At 47.2% G+C, this 21,939-nt stretch carries 16 protein-coding genes; all 16 read right to left on the bottom strand.

Annotated elements, in window-relative coordinates:
- Nucleotides 1–79: 79 nt before the first annotated feature.
- Nucleotides 80–2,221, bottom strand: a complete 2,142-nt coding sequence (locus tag B4V02_RS06415) for a HelD family protein (RefSeq protein ID WP_094154157.1) — start codon at nt 2,219–2,221, stop codon at nt 80–82.
- A gap of 253 nt (nt 2,222–2,474) precedes the next feature.
- Nucleotides 2,475–3,362, bottom strand: a complete 888-nt coding sequence (gene citG / locus B4V02_RS06410; protein WP_094154156.1) for a triphosphoribosyl-dephospho-CoA synthase CitG — start codon at nt 3,360–3,362, stop codon at nt 2,475–2,477.
- 61 nt (nt 3,363–3,423) lie between these two features.
- Nucleotides 3,424–3,954, bottom strand: a complete 531-nt coding sequence (citX, locus tag B4V02_RS06405) for a citrate lyase holo-[acyl-carrier protein] synthase (RefSeq protein WP_094154155.1) — start codon at nt 3,952–3,954, stop codon at nt 3,424–3,426.
- A gap of 1 nt (nt 3,955) precedes the next feature.
- Nucleotides 3,956–5,002 (bottom strand): [citrate (pro-3S)-lyase] ligase, encoded by a 1,047-nt coding sequence (gene citC / locus B4V02_RS06400; protein ID WP_094154154.1) that lies wholly within the window; start codon nt 5,000–5,002, stop codon nt 3,956–3,958.
- A gap of 113 nt (nt 5,003–5,115) precedes the next feature.
- Nucleotides 5,116–6,288: an NAD(P)-dependent malic enzyme gene (locus B4V02_RS06395; RefSeq protein ID WP_094154153.1), complete on the bottom strand. Its 1,173-nt coding sequence runs from the start codon at nt 6,286–6,288 to the stop codon at nt 5,116–5,118.
- Between the two features lie 54 nt (nt 6,289–6,342).
- Nucleotides 6,343–7,902: a citrate lyase subunit alpha gene (citF, locus tag B4V02_RS06390; protein WP_094154152.1), complete on the bottom strand. Its 1,560-nt coding sequence runs from the start codon at nt 7,900–7,902 to the stop codon at nt 6,343–6,345.
- A gap of 10 nt (nt 7,903–7,912) precedes the next feature.
- A complete protein-coding gene (gene citE, locus B4V02_RS06385) occupies nt 7,913–8,794 on the bottom strand; it encodes a citrate (pro-3S)-lyase subunit beta (protein WP_094154151.1) in 882 nt (293 codons plus the stop codon).
- Complete coding sequence (gene citD / locus B4V02_RS06380; RefSeq protein ID WP_094154150.1) at nt 8,795–9,088, bottom strand: citrate lyase acyl carrier protein; 294 nt, start codon at nt 9,086–9,088, stop codon at nt 8,795–8,797. It lies immediately after the preceding gene.
- 45 nt (nt 9,089–9,133) lie between these two features.
- On the bottom strand, nt 9,134–11,377 hold the full coding sequence (locus tag B4V02_RS06375; protein ID WP_094154149.1) for a sensor histidine kinase: 2,244 nt from the start codon (nt 11,375–11,377) through the stop codon (nt 9,134–9,136).
- Nucleotides 11,378–11,561: 184 nt separating this feature from the next.
- A complete protein-coding gene (locus B4V02_RS06370) occupies nt 11,562–12,911 on the bottom strand; it encodes a 2-hydroxycarboxylate transporter family protein (RefSeq protein WP_094154148.1) in 1,350 nt (449 codons plus the stop codon).
- 361 nt (nt 12,912–13,272) lie between these two features.
- Nucleotides 13,273–13,971, bottom strand: a complete 699-nt coding sequence (locus B4V02_RS06365) for a response regulator transcription factor (protein ID WP_094154147.1) — start codon at nt 13,969–13,971, stop codon at nt 13,273–13,275.
- A 477-nt stretch (nt 13,972–14,448) separates the two neighbouring features.
- Nucleotides 14,449–16,266: an ABC transporter ATP-binding protein gene (locus B4V02_RS06360; protein WP_094154146.1), complete on the bottom strand. Its 1,818-nt coding sequence runs from the start codon at nt 16,264–16,266 to the stop codon at nt 14,449–14,451.
- 97 nt (nt 16,267–16,363) lie between these two features.
- Nucleotides 16,364–17,662, bottom strand: coding sequence for an NCS2 family permease (locus tag B4V02_RS06355; protein ID WP_094154145.1), 1,299 nt, complete (start codon nt 17,660–17,662; stop codon nt 16,364–16,366).
- A 175-nt stretch (nt 17,663–17,837) separates the two neighbouring features.
- Nucleotides 17,838–18,587: a tRNA threonylcarbamoyladenosine dehydratase gene (locus tag B4V02_RS06350; protein WP_007431654.1), complete on the bottom strand. Its 750-nt coding sequence runs from the start codon at nt 18,585–18,587 to the stop codon at nt 17,838–17,840.
- A 152-nt stretch (nt 18,588–18,739) separates the two neighbouring features.
- Nucleotides 18,740–20,518 (bottom strand): aspartate--tRNA ligase, encoded by a 1,779-nt coding sequence (gene aspS, locus B4V02_RS06345; protein ID WP_094154144.1) that lies wholly within the window; start codon nt 20,516–20,518, stop codon nt 18,740–18,742.
- A gap of 89 nt (nt 20,519–20,607) precedes the next feature.
- A complete protein-coding gene (hisS, locus tag B4V02_RS06340) occupies nt 20,608–21,852 on the bottom strand; it encodes a histidine--tRNA ligase (protein ID WP_007431656.1) in 1,245 nt (414 codons plus the stop codon).
- Nucleotides 21,853–21,939 lie beyond the last annotated feature (87 nt).

Raw genomic sequence — 21,939 nt, 5'->3', positions numbered from 1 at the left:
TATACTTCCATTGTATCCACCACAACGGTGAACAGTAATTTGAATACTGATGCAAACGATTTTCTACTTTGTTTTCCCCTTACTCCGGCTGCTTCTGCACATAGCCGGGAAGCGCACCGTCATACATGAGCCACAGCTCATGGAGCGCACGGGTACATCCCACATACAACAGCTTGGCATCCCATGCCAGCTCTCCATAATGCTCATGGTCGGCATCCGCTACAATGACTGCGTCGAATTCCAAGCCTTTGGAAAGATACACAGGCAGAACGGACAAGCCGCCTTCATATTGCTTTTTACCACCATCAATCAGATGTACATCCAGTCCTGCACTGATGAAAACCTCATGCAGCTCTACAGCCTCTTTCAAGGTACGTGTCAGCACAGATACGGTGCGATACTCCTTGGAGGAAAGCTCTTTGAAAGCGGTAAGCAAATGCTGTTCACGCCCCGATGTGTCATAAGACACGGTACGCACCGGATCGCCACTGCGAAATACCGGAACTGCGGTAATGCCGCCGCGAACGCCCTGCTCCAAAATCGTATTTGCAAATTCTATAATTTCCAGGGTTGATCTATAGCTCCGCGTAAGTGCAAAATACCCCGTATGTTCCGGCGCAAAAAGAGAGCTCATTTCCTCCCATGCATGTACGCCACGGTATTCATGAATCCCCTGCGACAAATCGCCGAGTATTGTAAAGGAGTGACCTTTTACGAACAAATCCAGCAATGCGATATGAAAAGGAGAAAAGTCCTGCGCTTCATCAATGACCACATGGTCAAAACGCTGAGACGATTCTACCTCATGAATCAGTACATGAAGATAGACCAAGGCAGTCAAATCCTCTTCGCGGATCACCTGATTTCGTAAATCCGACTGTGTGGTCTTGAAAATAGCAGCCGGCAAAGAGGCCTTCATCTCCGCAGCCGTATCTGCGGGTAATCCTTTGGCTGCCCGAAAAAGCTGCTTGTAAAGCGTCAGCGCATCGTATTGGGGCCATTTCTTAGCATATGCCTTTTCCCGGGTCCCTGCTTTTTTCTTGCGTTCCTTGAGCGCAGCCGCCGAAGGCGATTTTTTCAGCTCCATTTCAATCCAGCGATGGACTCTTGCAAGCACACGCTCCTTCCGCTTCGCGAGCGGATAGGGCTTGTATTCCTCATTGAACCAATTCAAAATCTCAGTCCGTGACAGCACCGCCCCATCCCATGGAGAAAAGTCGCCGTCGGGAACTGAGATAGGCTCCAGCCGTTCCACAAAAGCCTGCAGCAGCTTCATAAAATGAACCGAACCTTTGAATCGTCCCGGCGCTTCATCCATAGATTCCCTTCTCAGGCTGCCACTCTCAAACCAATAAGTTAACGTTTCGGCAGGGTCCGCCAAAGGTAAATCCAGCCCCAGCAACTGGAGCGCCCAGTCCGCAAATGTACTTTGCTGAATATTTCCGACCCCCAGCTCTGGAAGTACATCTGAAATATAATCGAGAAACATATGGTTCGGCGCGAAAATGACCATCTTGTCCGCCGACACTTGATCCTTATACTGATAAAGCAAAAATGCGAGACGATGCAGCGCTACCGTCGTTTTGCCACTTCCCGCTACCCCCTGAATAACGAGGGCTGTATTTTTAGCCGCACGGATAATCTGATCCTGCTCGGCCTGAATGGTAGAGACGATATCCCGTAGACGGTTATCCTTGTTCTCACCCAAACGATACACGAGAAATTCATCGGAAACGGCGGGCCCGTCGCTTTCGCGATTGTACGTATCGGCTACCCGTTCCAGGATTCTTTTACGGATGACAACGTTGCGCTTCAGATACACTAGACCCTCAATGGTTCCCTCGGGAGCTTCGTAAGACGCGGTTTCTTCACCGCCTGTAAACGAATAAAACAAGCTGGCAATCGGCGCACGCCAATCAATCACGAGCGGATACGCTGACGTTTCTTCACGCTCCACTCCGACCTTACCGATATACAGCGGCTTACGCTGCCCTCTGCCACGCTCGTCAAAGTCCATACGTCCAAAGTAAGGCTCCTGCGCGCTTTTGGCCAAATCCTGACGCTTTTCCTCCCGCGCGGATTCCAGTACTTGCTCCGTAAAATCATGTCCGGTGTATACCGGTATATTACGAAGCCGCTCCAATCTCCGATCAATTTCCTCCATAGCAAGCGACAGCCTGTGCTGTTCTTCTTGATAGGCACTTTGAAACTCATTCTCCATTTCAGTTACCTCCTAAGAATATCATGTCTCGATTTCTGCATCTCTTCACTTGCTCCGACACAAAAAAGGAAAGTAATCATAACATATATATCCAAAAAAATCCAACCTTATTTCCTGGTACGCCCATTTCCATAAAAAAATCCCCCTTACAGCAGTAGGTTTTACGAATGAACCTGTCTGTTGTAAAGGGGACATATCACTTTGGGGACAGCCTTTTTTCATTAAATTGGGGCGGCTATGAACCGCATTGCCGTTATATTGCAGGTGGCGCCAGATATAAATTTTCCAACATGATTGTGACTGCCAGTAAATCAGCGGAGCCACCAGGACTAACATTTTTTTGCACAAAATCATCGTTCATTTGATGAATCATGGCGACACCTCTCTCTGACAAGATACCGCCCGCCTCCAGCACCTGCTTGGCATATTGCTGGACATAGGCTAGCATCTCCCTGTCGTGTCTGCCAACGACATTCGTATCTTCGTTAACAACCATCAGTTGCAACAGGGTTTGAACACAGATATCATTCACATGGTATCGTTGCGATGACTTCAACTCACGATAGACGGGCAGAGCATACGCTCGCACGGTGGGAAAGCCTGCTTCCACCTCACCACGTATACCCGTCATGCCCCACTCTCTATACAACCGTTCGCCGACCGTTAAGCCTGTTGATTTTTTCAGAGACGCAAGCTCACTCGCACATAAACCTTTGGTCATCTGAGCAATGGTCTCACAAATGATTTGTTCATCCAGCCTGCCAGCAACTGCTCGTGTCGTACAACAATACGCAGCAGCAGCACAAATAATTCCTAGCGAAAAAATAAGACCTTTATGTGTGTTCACCCCGCCTGTTGCGGCAAACATAGCCTGTTCGGCTTCCTGTCCCAAGGGACGTAGATTCGCAAATAGTATACGAAGATCCTCTCCATGAAAGGAAGCTCCTGCCTTTGTACATCTTTCAAAATAGCTGGAAAGTGCGACCGCACTAGACATAAACGTAAAGAAGTCCATATCGTTATGAGCGCCACGATTAAACCGATCTACCAGTCCCGGCTTTGGGCTGGCGGAGACCTCTGTTAGCAGCGCAAGGACAGCCTGTTGACCAAGGCTATCACTTAATAGGCTTGTTGCAATCATACATACTAACAACCTTCTTCTCTGGATTTTGTAATGATGATGAACGATCATGCTCGTTTGACTACTTGATGCTTTCGCGTATATAGCTGTCCACCAGTGCTTTGACAGCTTCCAGCAATTCGGGAAGTGCATGTGCTCTGCTCCGTCCACAACCATGCGCAGTCTGCTCGCACATAAGACATTTTCGCTTGTCCAAGCCAAGTTCATCTCTGGAGATTGCCCTTCCATGGAGTCCAATCACATCCAGATCCAGTAATCTTCCTAGTGGATGCCCGTCTTCAATCGCGATGACCCACTTTTTCAATATTCGCGCGTCTGCCTGAACGGCAACATATGCTTCCGGGCCTGTCAGCAGATCATACGCTTCACTGTGCAGCGGTGTCATTTGGTTCACCGTCAGCTGACTCATCAAGATACGATAGCCTTCTTGAAAAACGTATTTACTAGTTGGAGAGGACTTCTGTGGTCCCGGGATATTGATCGTCATGCTGATCAGAGGCACCGCGTACCTGCTGATCAGTTGTCTTTGTCTATCTGCCCGGTTTTCGCGTGCCTGCAGCATTTCTTCAAGGGTAACCTCATACGAATCCATGTTATGACATCTCCCTGATACGCCTGATGATTTCTTCAGCTTCCACTGACAATAAAAACTGATAGGTCGTGTCCGGTACAAGCTGCTTCACTTTATCCATTTGACCCAAACGGATATATTGGCGGACTGCAGAGGCGCTGATTGCGTCTCCTTCCCATCGCAGTCGCGGTATTTCCTCTACGTCAATTCCAACGGAAGGCAGCATTTTTTTCATGATCGTGTTGTACCTGCGGGTCAAGACACAGCTTGGCTCCTGACCGATATACCGTTTTTGAATATTTAGCAACGGAGCTATATACTGGCTAAATATTTTTAAATCTAGTGATATATGCGTACTTGCTGCCTCTTCATCATTTTTGAGGAAGTAAGAAGGAAACGTTGCGCTGGAGATGATATAGTCTTTGCCTTTGTGCAAGACCACATTGGCCAAATGTCTCACACCTTCTTTCACTAGTCTGTATCTGAGATCTGATGGAAAAATGGATCGGTCCTCCCAGACTACAAAAAGATGTACCTTTTCCCAAACCGCCGCTGCATGCTCAATTAAGTGCAGATGTCCAAGTGTGAATGGATTACAGTTCATGACAATCGCAGCCGAAGGTACAAGATCGCCCGATTCCTGCAAAAGTTCCTGCTGATACTGCCGCACACCATCCCATCGGTTTTCCAACAAGACAGCCTTGGAGGATTCCTCCACGATTGGATAAAAGCCGAGATCCTTGAAAATTTGTTTATTTGCTGGTTTTGTATAAATAAACAGGTGAGCCCTTCCCCGCCTGTATTCTTCATTTACTAAATGGCTAACGATTTGTGCCGATAGCCCCTGGTCTTTATAAGCTTCATCCACAGCAATGCACTTCAGTACACTGCCTGAAAAGGAACCTGTAGCGGCAATGTCGCTGCCATCTACAATTTCCATCGTATATTCAATTTGATGGTCCATTCCAAGACCTTGGCGCTTGAGAAAATCGCGAAGCTTTCTTTGAGCGTCTTCAGAGGTTGGATTTAAAATCTCTTCACGCAAATGTTCCATCCACATAGCCATCATAATCACCGTTTTTCTGCATGGAAGTCATAATAAACAGAATGACGCATCCCACACTCTGCAAGCGAAAGGATAGGATGCGCATCCTGTTTATTTGTTCTGAAAAGACAATGTCTTTATTTTCTTACAACACCGCTTTGTTCTGCGACGATTTTTACTGCTTTACTAACTGCTGCACTTACTCTTTTGTCAATCGCATCTGGAACGATATAGGTATCATCAAGCTCCTCGTCTGTTACCAGATCCGCGATGCTTCTGGCTGCCGCTAATTTCATTTCCATCGTGATGTCCGTAGCTTTGGCATCAAACGCGCCTCTGAAAATACCGGGGAATGCCAGCAGGTTATTGATTTGGTTGTGAAAATCCGATCTGCCGGTCGCAACAATTCTTGCTCCGCCTTGGTGTGCTTCCTCCGGCAAAATTTCTGGAATTGGATTGGCAAGGGCAAAAATGATGCTTTCATTACTCATGGTTTGCACCATTTCTTTTGTCAGCACATCTGCAACCGATAAGCCGATAAAGATGTCCTTGCCTTGGATAACTTCTGCAAGGCTGCCTGTTTCTTTATCACGATTCGTCAGCTTGGCGATTTGCTGCTGAGGTTCATTGAGAAAGGTGTCGCCTTCGACCAAGGCACCATTCATATCGCAGAGAACCATATGCTTCGCTCCTGCAGCAAGCAATAGCTTGGCGGTGGCAATACCCGAAGCTCCTGCTCCATTGATGAGGATGCGCACATCCTCCATTTGTTTGCCCACAAGTTTCAAGGCATTACATAACCCTGCAAGCACAGCAACTGCCGTTCCATGCTGATCATCATGATAAACCGGAATGTTCAGTTTTTCTTTTAATTTGTCTTCAATATAGAAGCATTCTGGCGCCTTGATGTCTTCAAGATGAATGCCTCCAAAACCTGGGGCAATCACTTCAACCGTGCGCACAAACTCGTCTGGATCAATGCTGTCGATACAGATAGGGTACGCATTCACCCCGCCAAATTCTTTGAGCAACAGGGCCTTGCCCTCAATGACAGGCAGTCCTGCCTCAGGGCCAATATCCCCCAGACCCAGCACGGCTGTCCCATTCGTCAGAATCGCCACGGTGCTCCCTTTAATCGTGTATTCATAGGCTTTGCTCTTATCTTTGGCGATTTCCTTGCATGGCTCGGCAACGCCAGGTGTATAAGCTATCGCCAAATCCTCTTTACTTACGACCGGTACTGTCCCTGCAATCTCCAGCTTACCGTTTCTTACGCGATGTGCCTGTAAAGCGGCTTCTTTTATACTCATAAGTTTGTTTGTACTGAGCAGCTGCTCAATACTTCCTCCTTTGGGTTTATAATTTTAGCGTCCTTGTTTCACTTGACGAATGACATCAATTACGGAACCATCACGATATTTGATAACACCCACAATTTTATCTTCCCATTGAATCGGCTCTGGTTTGCCGACAATCCGCGTAGCCTTCTCTTGCAGCTCTTCGATCGTGAAGACAGGGAGCCTGGCGGCTTTGAAGCTAGCCAGGAGATCTTGGCGGAGAGGGTTCACAGCGATGCCCTGATCGGTAACCAGTACGTCAACCGTATGACCTGGTGTGATAATGGTATTTACACGATCAAGAATGGCAGGCATTCTTCCGCGAATCAGCGGAGCGACGATGATGGATACTGCAGCGCCTGCGGCAGTGTCGCAATGTCCACCGGAAGCTCCACGGATGACCCCATCGGACCCGGTAATTACGTTCACATTAAAATTCAGATCAATCTCCAGCGCACTCAGTACAACAACATCCAGTTGGTGAGCAGCGCAGCCTATATTTTCAGGGCTTGCATAATATTCCGCACTAATTTGTTGATGGAATTTGTTCTTTCTCAGCGATTCTACGGCCCGCAGATCGAAGCTCTGCACGTCCAAAAGCTTTTCTATCAATCCTTCTTCATGCAGGTCAACGATTTGTTGGGTAATACCACCCAGCGCAAAGCTTGCTTTGATATTGGCGGCAAGCATTTTTTCCCGCAGAAATCTGGTCGTTGCAAGCGCAGCACCTCCGGAGCCGGTTTGTAATGAGAATCCATCCACGAAATATCCGGATGCTTCAATCACATCTGCCGCGTTTTTGGCAATTAACAGTTCCTTCGGATTCTTCGTGTAACGGGTAGCTCCTGAGACAATCCCCTTCTGATCACCGATGCGATCCACGACGACCACATAATCCACCTGGGTTTCAGGAATGGCGAATGGAGTGTTCGGATAGGAGACCAAATGGTCAGTGATCATCACAACATTGCGCGCATACTGTGCATCTACCATGGCATAACCCAGGGAGCCGCATGCCGATGGAGCTTCGTTTACGCTGGAAATTCCGTTTGCATTGCCGTATGCATCGCAGGAAGGAGCGCCCAAAAAGGCTACGTCAATCGGGCATTCCCCTGATGCAATCGCTCTTGCGCGACCACCGTGAGAGTTGATTGTCACCGGAATATCAAACCATCCGTAGGAATATGCCTGAGCCAGCTCGCCTCTAAGGCCACTGGTCTCGATTCTGCGGATGACACCGTTTCGCACATGCTCTACCAACGGCGCATGAATATCCGTCAAGGAGCTGGCTGCCAGGACAAGATCACGAATACCCATTTTGGCGATTTTATCCATAACCATATTCAAAATAAAGTCCCCGTTGCGGAAATGGTGGTGGAACGAGATCGTCATCCCATTACGCAGGCCTGTAGCTTCAATGGCTTTCTCTATCGAATCCATAATTTTGTTTTTGGCAGGATTTTGCTGGCGGTCTTTTAACCGCTCTGTATTTTTAAATTGCCCGTAAGTCGATTTGCGATCAAAGGGAGATATCGCATCAAGTCCCTCAATAGCCAGAGGAATTTCTCTCCCAGCACCGTTTAGCATAACATTCACCTTACTCTACGTTTATTTTTGCCGCTTCCGCCAGGTCAAGTATTCTACACGCACGTTCTACAATCGGACGGTCAATCATTTTACCGTCGAGACTGATCACACCTGAGCCTTTGGCCTCCGCTTCGAGACTGGCCTCTATGATCCGCTTTGATTTTTGGATCTCTGCTTCTGTTGGCGTATAAATGCGGTTTACAATCTCGATCTGACGTGGGTTAATAATGGATTTGCCATCAAAGCCTAGCTGTTTGATCAGCTCCACCTCGCTCGCAAAGCCTTCTTCATTATTTACATCCGAGTAGACTGTATCGACAGCAGCAATGCCAGCAGCTCTTGCCGCAAATAATATAAGGCTTCGTGCTGTCAATAGCTCAATCCCTTCTGGCGAGCGCGTTGTCTTCAGGTCTGTGACAAAATCCTCCGCTCCGATGGCGATGCCGATCAGCCGCTTGCTGGCAACTGCAATTTGCGCCGCATTCAATGCGCCCTTGCCACTCTCAACCGCTGCAAAAAGCTTGATTGTCCCATGCTCCATGCCGATCTTTTGTTCAATTTCGGTAATCAATTCATCCGCCTCAATCACGTCATCGGCGGTCTCCGTTTTCGGCAATCGAATGGCAGTTGGCTTCGCTCGTACAATCGCTTCAAAATCGTCTCTGCCATACGGCGTATTGAGTGGATTTACCCTGACCAGCACCTCGGTTCCCCCGAAATCAAAGGTTTTCAAAGCCTGGTAAACCAGCAAACGTGCCGCATCTTTTTCGTATAGGGAAACGGAATCCTCAAGGTCGATCATAATCGAATCTGCCCCATAAATATGGGCGTCCCGGATCATCCCTGGGTTATTCCCTGGAACATACAACATGGTCCTTCTCAGTTTCTGCATCTATTCCGCCTCCCATGGTCGGCAGTCGCCCTCGACCACTCTGCTTACGGCTGTCATTACTCTAGCCTTAATGGCGCAATCCAGTGCGCCTTTATCATTTGCGCGGACATATGCATGTTCAATGCCCATTCCTTGTAATGTTTCGAGAATCACTTTGCGAATCTGGTTCCCGAACTGGTTCTCTACGGTACTTTTCAACTCGATTTCAATGCCTTTCGTCCCGTTCGGCTCGATGGAAATCGTAATATCGCTTGATTCCAGTGTACCGGCCATGCCTGCTTGCTGAATAATCAATGTCTACACCTCTTTTGCCAATTGGATGGTAAATACTCACCATCTTCAGGATTGCAGAACCTTATAAATCATTTGTGCCATATCTGAACCTGCTACAGGCTTACACATGTATTCATCAATGATCAATCTCTCCTTGTATGCCACCACGTGATCCTCGACATAACCAGTAATCAGGATGATCTTCATACTTGGGTTGATTACCTTGATACGTTCAGCCAATTCTGTACCCGTCAGATAAGGCATTGCCTGATCCGTAATGACCAGATCGTAATGGTTTGGAGACTTTTCAAACCGCTGCAATGCTTCCACACTGTCTGATTCTGTCTCAACATGGAAACTATACGCTTCCAGTCCTCTTCTCATCGCTTTCAATACGCGCTGTTTATCATCGACCAAAAGAATGCGCTTTTGTTCCGTAAACACAGGGTTCATATTGATCTCTGTCTCTTTTGCTACAAACTCCGTTTTCGGCAGATACACCGTAAACACACTACCCCTGCCCAGCTCCGAATCTACGGTAATAAATCCTTGATGTTTTTCGAGAATGCTCTGGACGATATACAATCCAAGCCCCGTACCCTCTCCTGCCGGTTTGGTTGTGAAAAAAGGATCAAAGATTTTCTGCAAGGTGTCGTCACTCATCCCTCTACCCGTATCCGAGACAGATAAAGTAACGTAATCGCTGACTTCCAAGACGTTCTCGCGGATTTTTTTTACCTCTTGCAAGGGAATGGCATCCAATATGATTTTTAGTTCGCCACCGGCTGTTTTCATTGCTTGATAGGCATTGTTGCACAGGTTCATAATGACTTGATGAATCTGTACTTTATTTGCAAAAATAACGGCTGAATCTACCCGTTTGTTGAACACAGCACTCACTTTGGGCGAGAGGAAGGATTTGATGAGTCCCAGTGCCTCTTCGACCTGCTCTTCAACTTTGACCGGAGCGTTTTTCTTGACCTTCCCACTCTCCAGCCGGCTCAATAGCAGGATTTCCTCGATGATCACTCTTGCTTTCTCGGAAGCATCATAAATCTCACTGACATAATCATAAATTTCTTCAGTAGGATCTATACTGCTAAGCATGATTTCTGCATAGCCTCTGATGGGCGTCAGAAAATTATTGAAATCATGGGCAATTTCCCCTGATAGCGTGCCGATCAGCTGCAGCTTCTGCGAGTGCTGCAATTGTAGATCCTTTTTTCGGAGCAGCTCGTTTTTGTTATTCAGCTCCCGCAAATACCTCGTCTCGTATTCTAAAGCCTCTTTATTTTTTTTCGTCCTCATGATGATATAAACGGCACAAGCCAACGTCAGGACAATCATTGAAAAAATCTCAATCGTTTTAATCCGATTTTGTGCAATCGGTTCTCTCACATCATCGTAGTTCATGGCGGCGGCAACCACCCAAAACGAGTCACCGAGATGAACACGGGAAAATGCCTCGATCTTTTTCGTCTTGGTATAGGATTCGTCACCCCACCAGTACGAATGGTAGAAAGCTGAGCCTTGTTCCTGGGTAAGCTGCATTTTGAACAGTTTCTCCAGGTCGCGATAATCAAGCCCCGGGTATTTGGCCTTCATCGCCGATAGCGATAACCCGATATTTTCTTCGCTCGGGTGCATGAGATAGTAGCCTTGCTGATCCTTGACATGGATATAACCCTTGGTCCCCACGCGAATCGGCTTCAACAGCTCCTCATACACAGCGTTTAGATTTACCACACTGATAAGCGCACCTTGAAATTTCCCATCGAGATAAACAGGCTGAAACAGATGCACAATATAATGGCCTTGCTTCTCCAGCTTGGCACTTGCGATGAACGGTTTTTTTTCTCGCAGCACCCTTTGTATATCATCCTTGATTAATTCATAGGCTTTCATCGCATCCGTACGATTTCGCTTGGGAAAAGTGTGTACCACTCTCCCTTCCAGGTTCACCTGGCTAATCCGATAGATGCTATCTTTTTTGGCGGTATAATAAGCAGATAGGCTTTCGTCAATCACAGTTTCATTCTTATTGGCTATGGCGAGCGATATCTGCCGGTTGCCTGCCAATATTTGCAGCGTATGCATTTGTTCATCGAAAAAGGATTCAATAGATGTGCTGTTTAACTTGGCAATCGTTAGCAATTGCTGCTGCTGCTGTTCAATTACGGTACGTTCTCCGTCCATATACGAGCCGTAGGCCATCCACAGCAGAACTAGAAAAGAAATCGGAAGCGCTAGCATCGTGATGAATGAAAAATGGCTTCGATAATGAAATGGTATCTCTCGTTGAAATCTCATCCTGTTTTTGTCATCTCCATCGTGCTAGTAGCCTATCAGTCCCTAGCGCTAGGGCTAGTTCGCTTCCGAGTATATCAGTTATTCATGTTCGTCTACTAAATGGTGTCTCAAGACAACTTCATTGTAATGACAAGATCTTAAAGTATCCTGTCAAATTATTAATTTTTTTTAAGATTTCACTACCTTAGTGTGTAAGGTATCGCAGCAGGAAAATAGCAAGTGTTACCGTTGCTGCACCACCGAGACGTGTGGATACCTGGGCAAATGGCATGAGTACCATTCTATCGGCTGCAGAAAGAATCGCCACATCCCCTGTTCCACCCTGGCTGCATCGAGTAGAAGTAATAATCGCAGCTTCAACCGGATACATTTTCATCCACTTACCAGCAAAATATCCACTCACTACCACGGTTAATACAGTTACAAAAATGGTGATGAAATAAGCAGGGCTAATGACAGAAATCAGTGCCTCCCATGGTGTTTTAGCAACACCTACCGCAAGCAGGAGCGGATACGTTACGGCGATAACAAAGAAACGTTGCATCTGTTGCGCCCCGTCTTCAAGGAATTTTGGCAACCAACCAAAATATTTGGCCAGGAATGCCGCAAAGAGCATGACGATCGGACCAGGCAGACCAACAAACTCAGCGGCTAAGGTGCCTAACATGAAGAATCCGATAGCTAAAATGGCTCCGGCAGCCATTTGGTAAAGATCAAGCGGCTTTTTGTTTTTATCCTCTGCAAGTCCCAAAACATCGCTATCTCCTGTTTTGAGCAGCGTGCCATTGCCGGTAAGTTCCGGTTTTTTATCCCCCAGTTTCTTCAACAAGCCGGACAGAATAATAGCACACAAGCTACCCAACATGACCGCAGGAATAACCATGGCAAATTGTTCACCCTGGGTCGAACCTAAAATTTGGCTGTAGCCGATAGAGAGTGGAATCGCACCTTCACCAACGCCTCCCGCCATGATAGGAACAAGAATGTAAAACAAGGTATCATACGCAGGGATTCCCAAAGCCACACCTGTAAGCAAACCGACGCCTGTTCCGAGAATGGAGCCGACCGTCAAAGGGACAGCCAATCGAACGACCGCTTTTATCATCAGTTCCCGGTTCATACCAAGGATACTGCCAGCGATAACAATTGCGATGTACACATACAGGAAATTGGTGTTATCCATAAAGTCAGTAACGGAATCAATGGCTGACTGCGGGAGAAGATGAGCATACACCATGTAAGAAGGAACAAACGTTGCCATAATTGCAGCGCCGCCGATATCCTTCAGAATAGGAATGCGCTTTCCAATCTCCGCCAGAATAAAACCATACAATACCATGACAGATACAGCCCCAGGCATATCACTATCGAGCTTTCCGGAGTTCATCAGCAAGTAGACAACAGCCATAAACGGGATATACAGGCCTACAGGAATGACCCCTCCAATCTTGTAATTCAACACCTTTTTCCATTTGGACTCTGTTCGTGGCTGTAGCTTAAGCTCTGCGGCTTCTTGTAGATTATTAGTGACCACTTGATCGCCTCCTAGATGATCAATCTGCGTTTTACCTCGAATCAATCGCTAGCCCAGGTGTTTACAAGACTTTGTAGTAAAACGTTTTCATTGGATGATTCGAGATAACTAAATTGTAAAAAGCAAATCTTAAAGTATTCTGACTAATCCTTAAATGTTTTTAAGAACCATGTGACAAAAATATGTCAGCGTTTTCAACATGTTTGAGGCAGGCTAAAGAATCTCGACGAGTACGACAAATTCACCGCAGCGGAGAATGTGTTCGTTGGATAGAGAAATAATCAGCCATAGAAAAAAAGCCCCCCGGGTCCATCGGCGCGCTTTCAAGAGAACGTATGTAATTGGATCATGTATAGCTAATCTATCTTTCAACGGAAAAACGATACCCGATTCCCCAGACGGTTTTGATATATTTCGGATTTGTGGGATTTTCCTCAATTTTGGTCCGCAGGTGTCTGATATAGACCATAATCGTATTATTATCGACAACCGTATCTTTCCAGATGTTTTGATATAGCTGTTCTTTCGAGAAGACCTGATTGGGGTGCTCCATAAAAAATTTCATGAGTTGTAATTCTTTTGATGACAGCGCGATTTCCTGATTATTTTTTTGAAACGTATAGGTATGATGATTGAATAGAAATGGTCCCAACGCAATACGTGAGGCTTGTTGTGTTGATTCCTGAAGCTGGCGATATCTTTTAATCTGGTTCTTTACCTGAGCACAAAGCACAGGAGGACTAAATGGCTTGGTAACATAGGCATCTGCCCCAAGTCCAAGTCCAATGATCTGATCTGTGTCTTCTTTTTTCCCGCTCAGAAAAATGATTGGCGTATGGATGCCCATATTACGTGTTTGACCAAGCACATCATAGCCATCAACATTTTCCATCATAATGTCCAGGAGGACGAGATCGAATGGCTCCTCGCTAATCATCCGCATGGCTTCCATGCCGTTTTCAGCCTGTAACACAACCATTCCATCGGCTTCAAGAACCGTTTTAATCAATTTTCTGATAGCGTTTTCATCATCAACGACCAATACTCTCGGTTTGCTCATTCTTGACCCCATTCCTTTCTATCCCTCGATACAGCGTGCTTGCGAAAATGTCATATTTTAGTTTAGCATCATTTTAGCCAACTCTATATGTTGTATGTCATACAGTTTCAAAAAACTCCCTGATTCCTTGTTGAATATCTTTATAAAACCTTTTCGTCAAGATTTTGGAAAAATCAATTTCGGATAGATCACACTAATCCTCTAAAAACCCAAAGCTCACTCTACATAGCTTCATTCACATTATTTCTTTGTCCCTGCTCTTATGTCCTTGAACTCTGTCCTTGAACTTTGTCCTTGACCTTCCCTGCCCTTCCATCAAAGTATGGACCTTTGCGGCATCAGCGAAGCGGGTGATTTGAATCCGGAGAAGCGGAGCGTTCGCCTTTGCCGCTGAATTCCCCCCCCTTGTTCTCATTACAATCAGAGGAATTCAGCGGCAACAGCGATCGGAGGATCAAATCACACGCAAAGCGGTCTCTAATGCTCCATACTCCCCTCCCCCATCTCCACAAACTGCTTTTGAGCCAGCTCGCGATATACCTGATGGGACTCTATTAACTCGGCATGAGTTCCTGCACCCGTCACCTTGCCCTTGTCCAACACGATAATCTGATCGGAGTGAACGACCGTTGACAAACGGTGAGCGATGACAATCGTCGTTCGTCCTTCCATCAGGTTCGCCAGCGCCTTCTGTACCTCATGCTCGGATGAGCTGTCCAAACTGGAGGTAGCCTCATCCAGCATGAGAATGTCCGGGCTGCGAAGAAGCGCACGCGCAATGGCAATCCGTTGGCGCTGCCCGCCGGACAGCTTCATCCCCCGTTCCCCTACCTCAGTATCATAGCCTTGAGGCAAATCCATAATAAACGTATCTGCATATGCCATCTTGGCTGCTTGTCTTACCTCTTCCAAATCAGCTTCCCGTCCCAAGCCATACGTGATATTATCTCTGACTGTTCCAGTCATCATGGAGCTTTCCTGTGACACATAACCGATTTTGGAACGCCAGGAGGATAGCGTATATGATGATATCGGCTCATCTCCATAACAGATTTCCCCGGTATCTGGCACATAAAAGCGCTCCAGCAATGAAAACAGAGTCGATTTGCCACTTCCACTCGGACCTACGAATGCTGTCGTGCGGTTAGCTGGAATGACCAAACTCGCCTTATGAAGAACCTCTTCACCTTCGGTATAGGAAAAAGCAACATCACGCAGTACAATATCCCTGCTCTCTTTTGCTGCTTCCTGCTTCAATTCAAGCGGCTCCTCTTCATGATCTAAAATCGTCTGAATCCGTTCAGTAGCTCCAACCACCTTTTGCAAACGAGAATACAAGGTTGTAAACTGTGCCATAGGTGTAATCACTTGAAACAGCAGTAAAATAAAAGCCACTAAATCCCCGGCTGTCAGCACGCCTGATGCCACCCGTACACCACCTACACCCAAAATAATGACCAGCACTGCGGTCAGCAAGAAGGTAGAGATGGGTCCTACAAGAGCCAAAATACGGGATTCCTGTAGACCAAAGCGGAACATCCGGTAGATACGATCCTCTCCGGCCTTTGCTTCTCGGCTTTCTGTTCCGTAAGCCTTCACTAGCCTGATTTCACCGATAACCTGGGTCAGTACTGAGGTCAGATCTGCCATCTCATCCTGCTGCTTTTTGGAGATGCTGTACATTTTCCGTCCTACGGGAAACAAAATAAGAGCTGTTAGCGGAACAATAGTCATAATAATGAGTGTCATAACCCAATCCAGATAAAATAACAACGCAATACCGCCAATAATTGCAATCACATTAGAAATCAGGTTGACAAGATACTCTGTAATGAGGTTCATAATCAGGCTAGTATCATTGGTGACACGACTCATCGTATCTCCTGACCGATTCCGATCAAAGTACGGGATGGGGAGAGACAAAATTTTATGCCATAAGCGTTTGCGCAGATTAGCCACAATTTTGTGTCCGGCATAGTTCAGCATATAAATTGAAACCGCCGAAGCCACAGCTTGAAGCACAAACGCGCCAAGCAAACCAAAAATGACCATACGATTCAGTGAAGAAAAGGTCAAACCATCGATTAGTCCCTTGGTCATCAGCGGTACAATTAAACCGGCAATCGTCTGAACCAGGGTCAGAATCATGGCAATGGTGAGAATAGCCTTGGGCGGATGCGCACTCGCAATTAATTTGATAAATCGGCTCATGCCAGCCTTATCGGGTCTTTTACCCGTTTTTTCCTTCTTCCAGCTCTGTTGTTCATCTTGCTGTACATGATGCTCATTTTCCATAAACCATCAACCCCGCTTCCATTCTGACCATTCTTGTCCAAACAACAACACCCGCGCTCTGCGCGGGTATGAACAGTACAGCCTATCTTCGAGTTTACTACACCAGAGAATGAAGTACAAAGTTAGCCACGAACAGTACAGATATGATATACAATGCGACAGGCACTTCCTTGCCTCGTCCTGCTGCCAGCTTGGCTACCGGGTATGCAATAAAACCAAAGGCCATCCCGTCGACAATGCTGTAAGTAAAGGGCATCATTACCATAATCAGAAATGCAGGAAACGCCTCGGTAAAATCACTAAAATCCATCTCACGCACATTTTGCACCATGAGCCCGCCAATAATGATTAATACAGGGGCAATGGCACTATCAGGAATGTAAGCCAGCAGTGGAATGCAGAAGAACGTAGCCCCGAATAATATAGCAGTTACTAACGGTGTCACTCCCGAACGTCCCCCTGCTGCAATACCGGCTGTCGATTCCGCCGCAGCTACCGCCGGACTGCTGCCTAAAATACCGGCAAAAATATTGGTCACCGCCAATACACGCAAACTATTCTTAAAGGTGTCCGGTCTTCCAATCATGTTGGTCTGTGCAGTAATCATACCAATATTTTCAAACAGTACAATCAACAGCAGGAGAAAAACAGCGATCCAGAAGGCTACCGAAGCGATACCCGAAAAGGACAGTGCTCCAAACAATTGCCCGTATTGCTGCACGGTTTCAGAGGTTCGCACTGTACTTGTCGGCTCAACAGCTCCCAGTACGTAAGCAAGTCCGGTTCCTGCCAGAATGCTGATCAAGAGCCCACCCTGAACGTTACGGACAAACAACACAATAGCCAGCAGCAACGTTGCACAAGCCGTGATCACCTTAGGGTCATTAAAATGACCGATGGCCACAAAGGTCGTTTGATGAGCAATCACGATACCGCTTTTTTGTAATCCAATAAAGGTTAAAAACAAGCCGATGCCTACCGTAATTCCATGCTGCAAATTATAAGGAATTGCCTGGCTAATCAGCTTGTACAAAGATGTAAATGCTACAATGGCGAATAACACTCCGGTGATGCTTACTACCATCAACGCTTCCTGCCAGCTCAGCTTCATCGAATGTACGAGCGTATAAGTAAAAAAAGCATTGATTCCCATCCCTGGCACAACGACCATGGGGGATTTGCCACCAAAAGCCATCAGCAGACAGCCGATCATGGACGTGAGCAGTGTTCCGAGCATCGCTCCTTGCAGGGGAATCCCAGCATCTGCCAAAATAGTCGCATTGACCATCACAATATATACAACGGAAAAATAAGAAATGGCGCCAGCGGCCAATTCCTTTTTCCAATGATGCTCGGGTTTGAAACCGAGACTTCTGGACCATAGTCCATCCTTCATAGCAATACCCTCCAGCACGTTGTCCAATCTGGTTGCAGCAAACTGCGTTATTCCAAACAAAAAGAGCTGCAGTTAACTGTGACACAGGTGAATGTGACGCACAGAACTACAGGTCTTTAAAGTAAATCCATACAGCTACAGAATCTGCAAATATACAGCCATGCTATCTTTGAGACTACACGCCAGCACGCTCCAGCAAATCCTTGACGGCTGCACCGACCATGATCAAGCCTGCTACCGGAGGCACAAAAGCATTGCTCGCAGGCGGCTGCTTTGCTTTCCGGATTTCCGGTGCGTTCGCAGGTACGATTTTTTTCGTAATGTCCTCACGCGGCTTCATTGGCTCCTCATCGGAGAAGACGACCTTGACGCCTTTGGTAATGCCTTCCTTACGCAGCTTGGTCCGAATGACACGGGCAATCGGGTCCATTCTCGTCTGGGAAATATCCACCACCTTAAAACGGCTTGGGTCCATTTTGTTGGCAGCACCCATGCTGGAGATCATCGGAATCCCGCGTTTTAGACATTCCTTGATCAAATGAATTTTGTAAATAATGGTATCCGAGGCATCCAGCACATAATCCAGATCGTATTTAAACAACTCTTCATAAGTTTCTTCGGTGTAAAACATATTCAATGCAATAGCTTCACATTCAGGGTTAATCAGCTTCACACGCTCTACCATCAGATCAGCCTTTTTTTGACCTACCGTTGTTGTCAGTGCGTGAATCTGACGGTTAATGTTGGTGATGTCTACGACATCTTTATCAATCAAAATAATACGTCCAATACCCGTCCGGGCCAGTGCTTCGACTGCAATCGAACCGACACCGCCAATACCCAGCACGGCTACCGTACTATTCTTCATAGCTTCCAGACCCTCAGAGCCAATTGCCAGCTCCGTTCGTGAAAATTGATGCAGCATGTGGTATATCCTCCCTTACTGATTCTAACTTTAGGCTTAAACACTAGCATACAAACCACGAACCCATTATCCAAAAAAGGGTAACGGGTTCATGGCATTTTATAAGCTATTCACAAGTCAATGAATGGCACTTGTTAAGCCCAACGTTGGTCTTAGGCTTTAGGCGCAACAGGCTTCGGAGCAAGACGAATATGAAGCTGCTCCAATTGGGCATGATCCACTTCGGATGGTGCATCCATCAGCAGGTCTGTCGCACTGGCTGTTTTCGGGAATGCGATGGTTTCACGCAGGTTCGTACGACCTGCAAGCAGCATCACAAGTCGGTCAAAACCGAAGGCAATGCCACCATGTGGAGGTGTACCATATTCGAACGCATCCAGCAGGTACCCGAATTTATCCTTCACTTCTTCCGGCGGCAGATTGAGTGCTTTGAACATTTTCTCCTGAACTTCACGCTTGTAAATCCGCATCGAGCCGCCGCCCACTTCGTAGCCGTTCAGTACGATATCATAAGCCTGAGCACGAACCTGACCTGGATCTGTGTCCAGGAGGGCAAGGTCTTCGTCCTTCGGACGAGTAAACGGATGGTGTTCCGCCACATAACGTTTTTGTTCTTCGTCATAGCCAAGAAGCGGGAAGTCCACGACCCATGCAAATTTGAATGTGTTGTCGTCGATCAGTCCCAGATGACGGCCAATTTTCAGACGAAGCGCACCCAATACATCTGCAACGACTTTTTTGTTATCCGCAGAGAAGAGCAACAGGTCGCCTTCTTCAGCTCCCGTGCGCTCCTTCAGTGCTTCGATTTCTTCCGGTGTAAAGAATTTAACGATAGGCCCCTTGAATTCGCCTTCCTTCACTTGAATCCAGGCCAAGCCCTTAGCTCCATAGCGTGCAGCGTAAGGACCCAGATCATCAATGTCCTTACGGCTCCATGTGCCGCATCCTTTGGCATTGAGGACCTTGACCTCGCCACCCTTTTCAATGACGGAAGCGAACACTTTGACCCCACTGGTTGCCACGATATCACTTACTTTAATCAGTTCAAGACCAAAACGCAGGTCTGGCTTGTCAGAGCCGTACTTGTCCATTGCCTCTGCATGTGTAATCCGTTGGAACGGTGTTTCCAGTTCTACACCGATTGTTTCCTTGAACAGTTTGACCATAAGACGCTCCATCATCGGCAGCAGGTCATCCTGTTGCATAAAGGAGGTTTCAATGTCGACCTGCGTAAATTCAGGCTGGCGGTCAGCACGCAAGTCTTCATCACGGAAACAACGAGCAATTTGGTAGTAACGCTCCAGGCCGCCAACCATCAGCAATTGCTTATACAGTTGTGGCGATTGCGGCAAGGCGAAAAACTCGCCTTCATGCACCCGGCTAGGTACCAAATAGTCACGCGCGCCCTCCGGCGAGCTTTTCGTCAAGATCGGTGTTTCCACCTCGATGAACTCTTCACCGTCCAGGAAGTCACGGAACACCTTAGCCGCTTTGGAACGCAGCTTCAAGGTCTGATGCATCTCAGGACGACGCAGGTCCAGATAACGGTATTTCAAACGAAGCGACTCGTCTACTTCTACGCCATCTTCAATGAAGAATGGAGGTGTTTTGGATGCATTCAATACTTCGATTTCAGTGACGCGCACTTCAATCTCACCTGTAGGCAGGTTCGGGTTAATCGTTTCTGCATCCCGCTTGACAACAGTACCGGTAACCTCAAGCACATATTCACTACGAACACGGTCCGCAATTTGCAGTGCGTCACCGGAATATGCCGGGTTAAACACAATTTGTACAATTCCGCTGCGGTCACGCAGATCGATAAAAAGTACGCCCCCCAAGTCACGACGGGTCTGTACCCAACCGTTCAATGTAACTGTTTCTCCGATATGCGCATCGGTTAATGCGCCGCATTGATGACTCCTTTTCATCATACACACTCCTGTTTATGTTTTAGTGGTTCATGCTATGTGAATCCATCGAAGGAAGCTGCCCCCCGACTGATGCTACATCATGTTCATTAGCCCAGCTCTTCCACCAGCTGATCCAGCTTCACAGTACGCTGCTCGCCAGTTTCCATGTTTTTCAGTGCAATCTCACCCTGAGCTAGCTCATCCTCACCCAGAATTGCAGTATATCTCGCTTTAAAGCGGTCTGCTGATTTCATCTGCGCCTTCATTTTACGGCCCAGATAATCTCGCTCTGCGGAAAATCCGGCTTGACGCAGCTTAAACAGCTGTCTGGTCACTTCCGTTTCTGCCGCTTCACCCAATGCCACCATATAAACATCCAGCGGCTTGGTTTCGTTCAGTTGGATACCCTGATGCTCCAGGATCAGCTGAATGCGCTCCAGGCCGATACCGAAGCCGATACCCGGCTGATCCGGTCCGCCCAGTTCTCCAACCAATCCGTTGTAACGCCCACCTCCACCGATCGTGTCAATGGCACCAATACCTTCGGCTTTGAATTCGAACGCTGTCAGCGTATAATAATCCAGCCCCCGCACCAAACGCGGGTTGACTGTATATTCCACGCCCATGGCATCCAGATTTTGCTTTACTTTCTCAAAGTGTGTGCGGGATTCCTCATCCAGGCTATCCAAAATAGAAGGCGCACCGCCAAATTTGTCCTGATCATCTTTGCTATCCAGCACCCGCAGCGGATTGCGGTCAATCCGTGCTTGGCTCTCCTTGGTCAACGTATCCTTAATAGGCAACAGGAAGTCGACCAGATGTTGACGATAGGCCGCACGGCTGGCTGCATTGCCGACAGAGTTAATCTCCACCTTTACCCCTTTCAAACCCAGCTCACGGCAGAACTGGTACCCGAAAGCGATAACCTCTGCATCCAGCGCCGGATCAACCGCCCCAAATGCTTCAATGCCAAATTGGTGAAACTGACGCTGACGTCCAGCCTGTGGACGTTCATATCGGAACATAGGTCCAATATAATACAGCTTGGTCACATCCGGCTCACCGTACAACTTATTCTCCACATAAGAGCGGACAACCCCTGCTGTCCCCTCCGGACGCAGTGTCATGCTGCGTTTGCCTTTATCCTCAAAAGTGTACATTTCCTTTTCCACCACGTCCGTCGTTTCACCCACACCCCGAACGAACAAATTTGTTTGTTCGAACATCGGTGTACGGATTTCGCGGTAATTAAAGCGGCGGCTGATTTCACGGGCTTTTTCCTCGACAACCTGCCATCTTTCTACATTGCCCGGCAGCAAATCCTGCGTTCCTGTCGGCTTCTGAAAGGCCATTAACGTATCCCCCCTCTTAATAAAAACAAAAAAATCCCTCGCCCTGTTAAAATTAACAGGGACGAGGGATTGTCGTTTACAAATCAC

Origin of the sequence: Paenibacillus kribbensis, assembly GCF_002240415.1 — a bacterium.
In the GTDB taxonomy this organism is placed as follows: Bacteria; Bacillota; Bacilli; order Paenibacillales; family Paenibacillaceae; genus Paenibacillus; species Paenibacillus kribbensis.
Note: the sequence above shows the minus strand (reverse complement) of the source record. Positions and strands in the feature narration are given on the sequence as shown.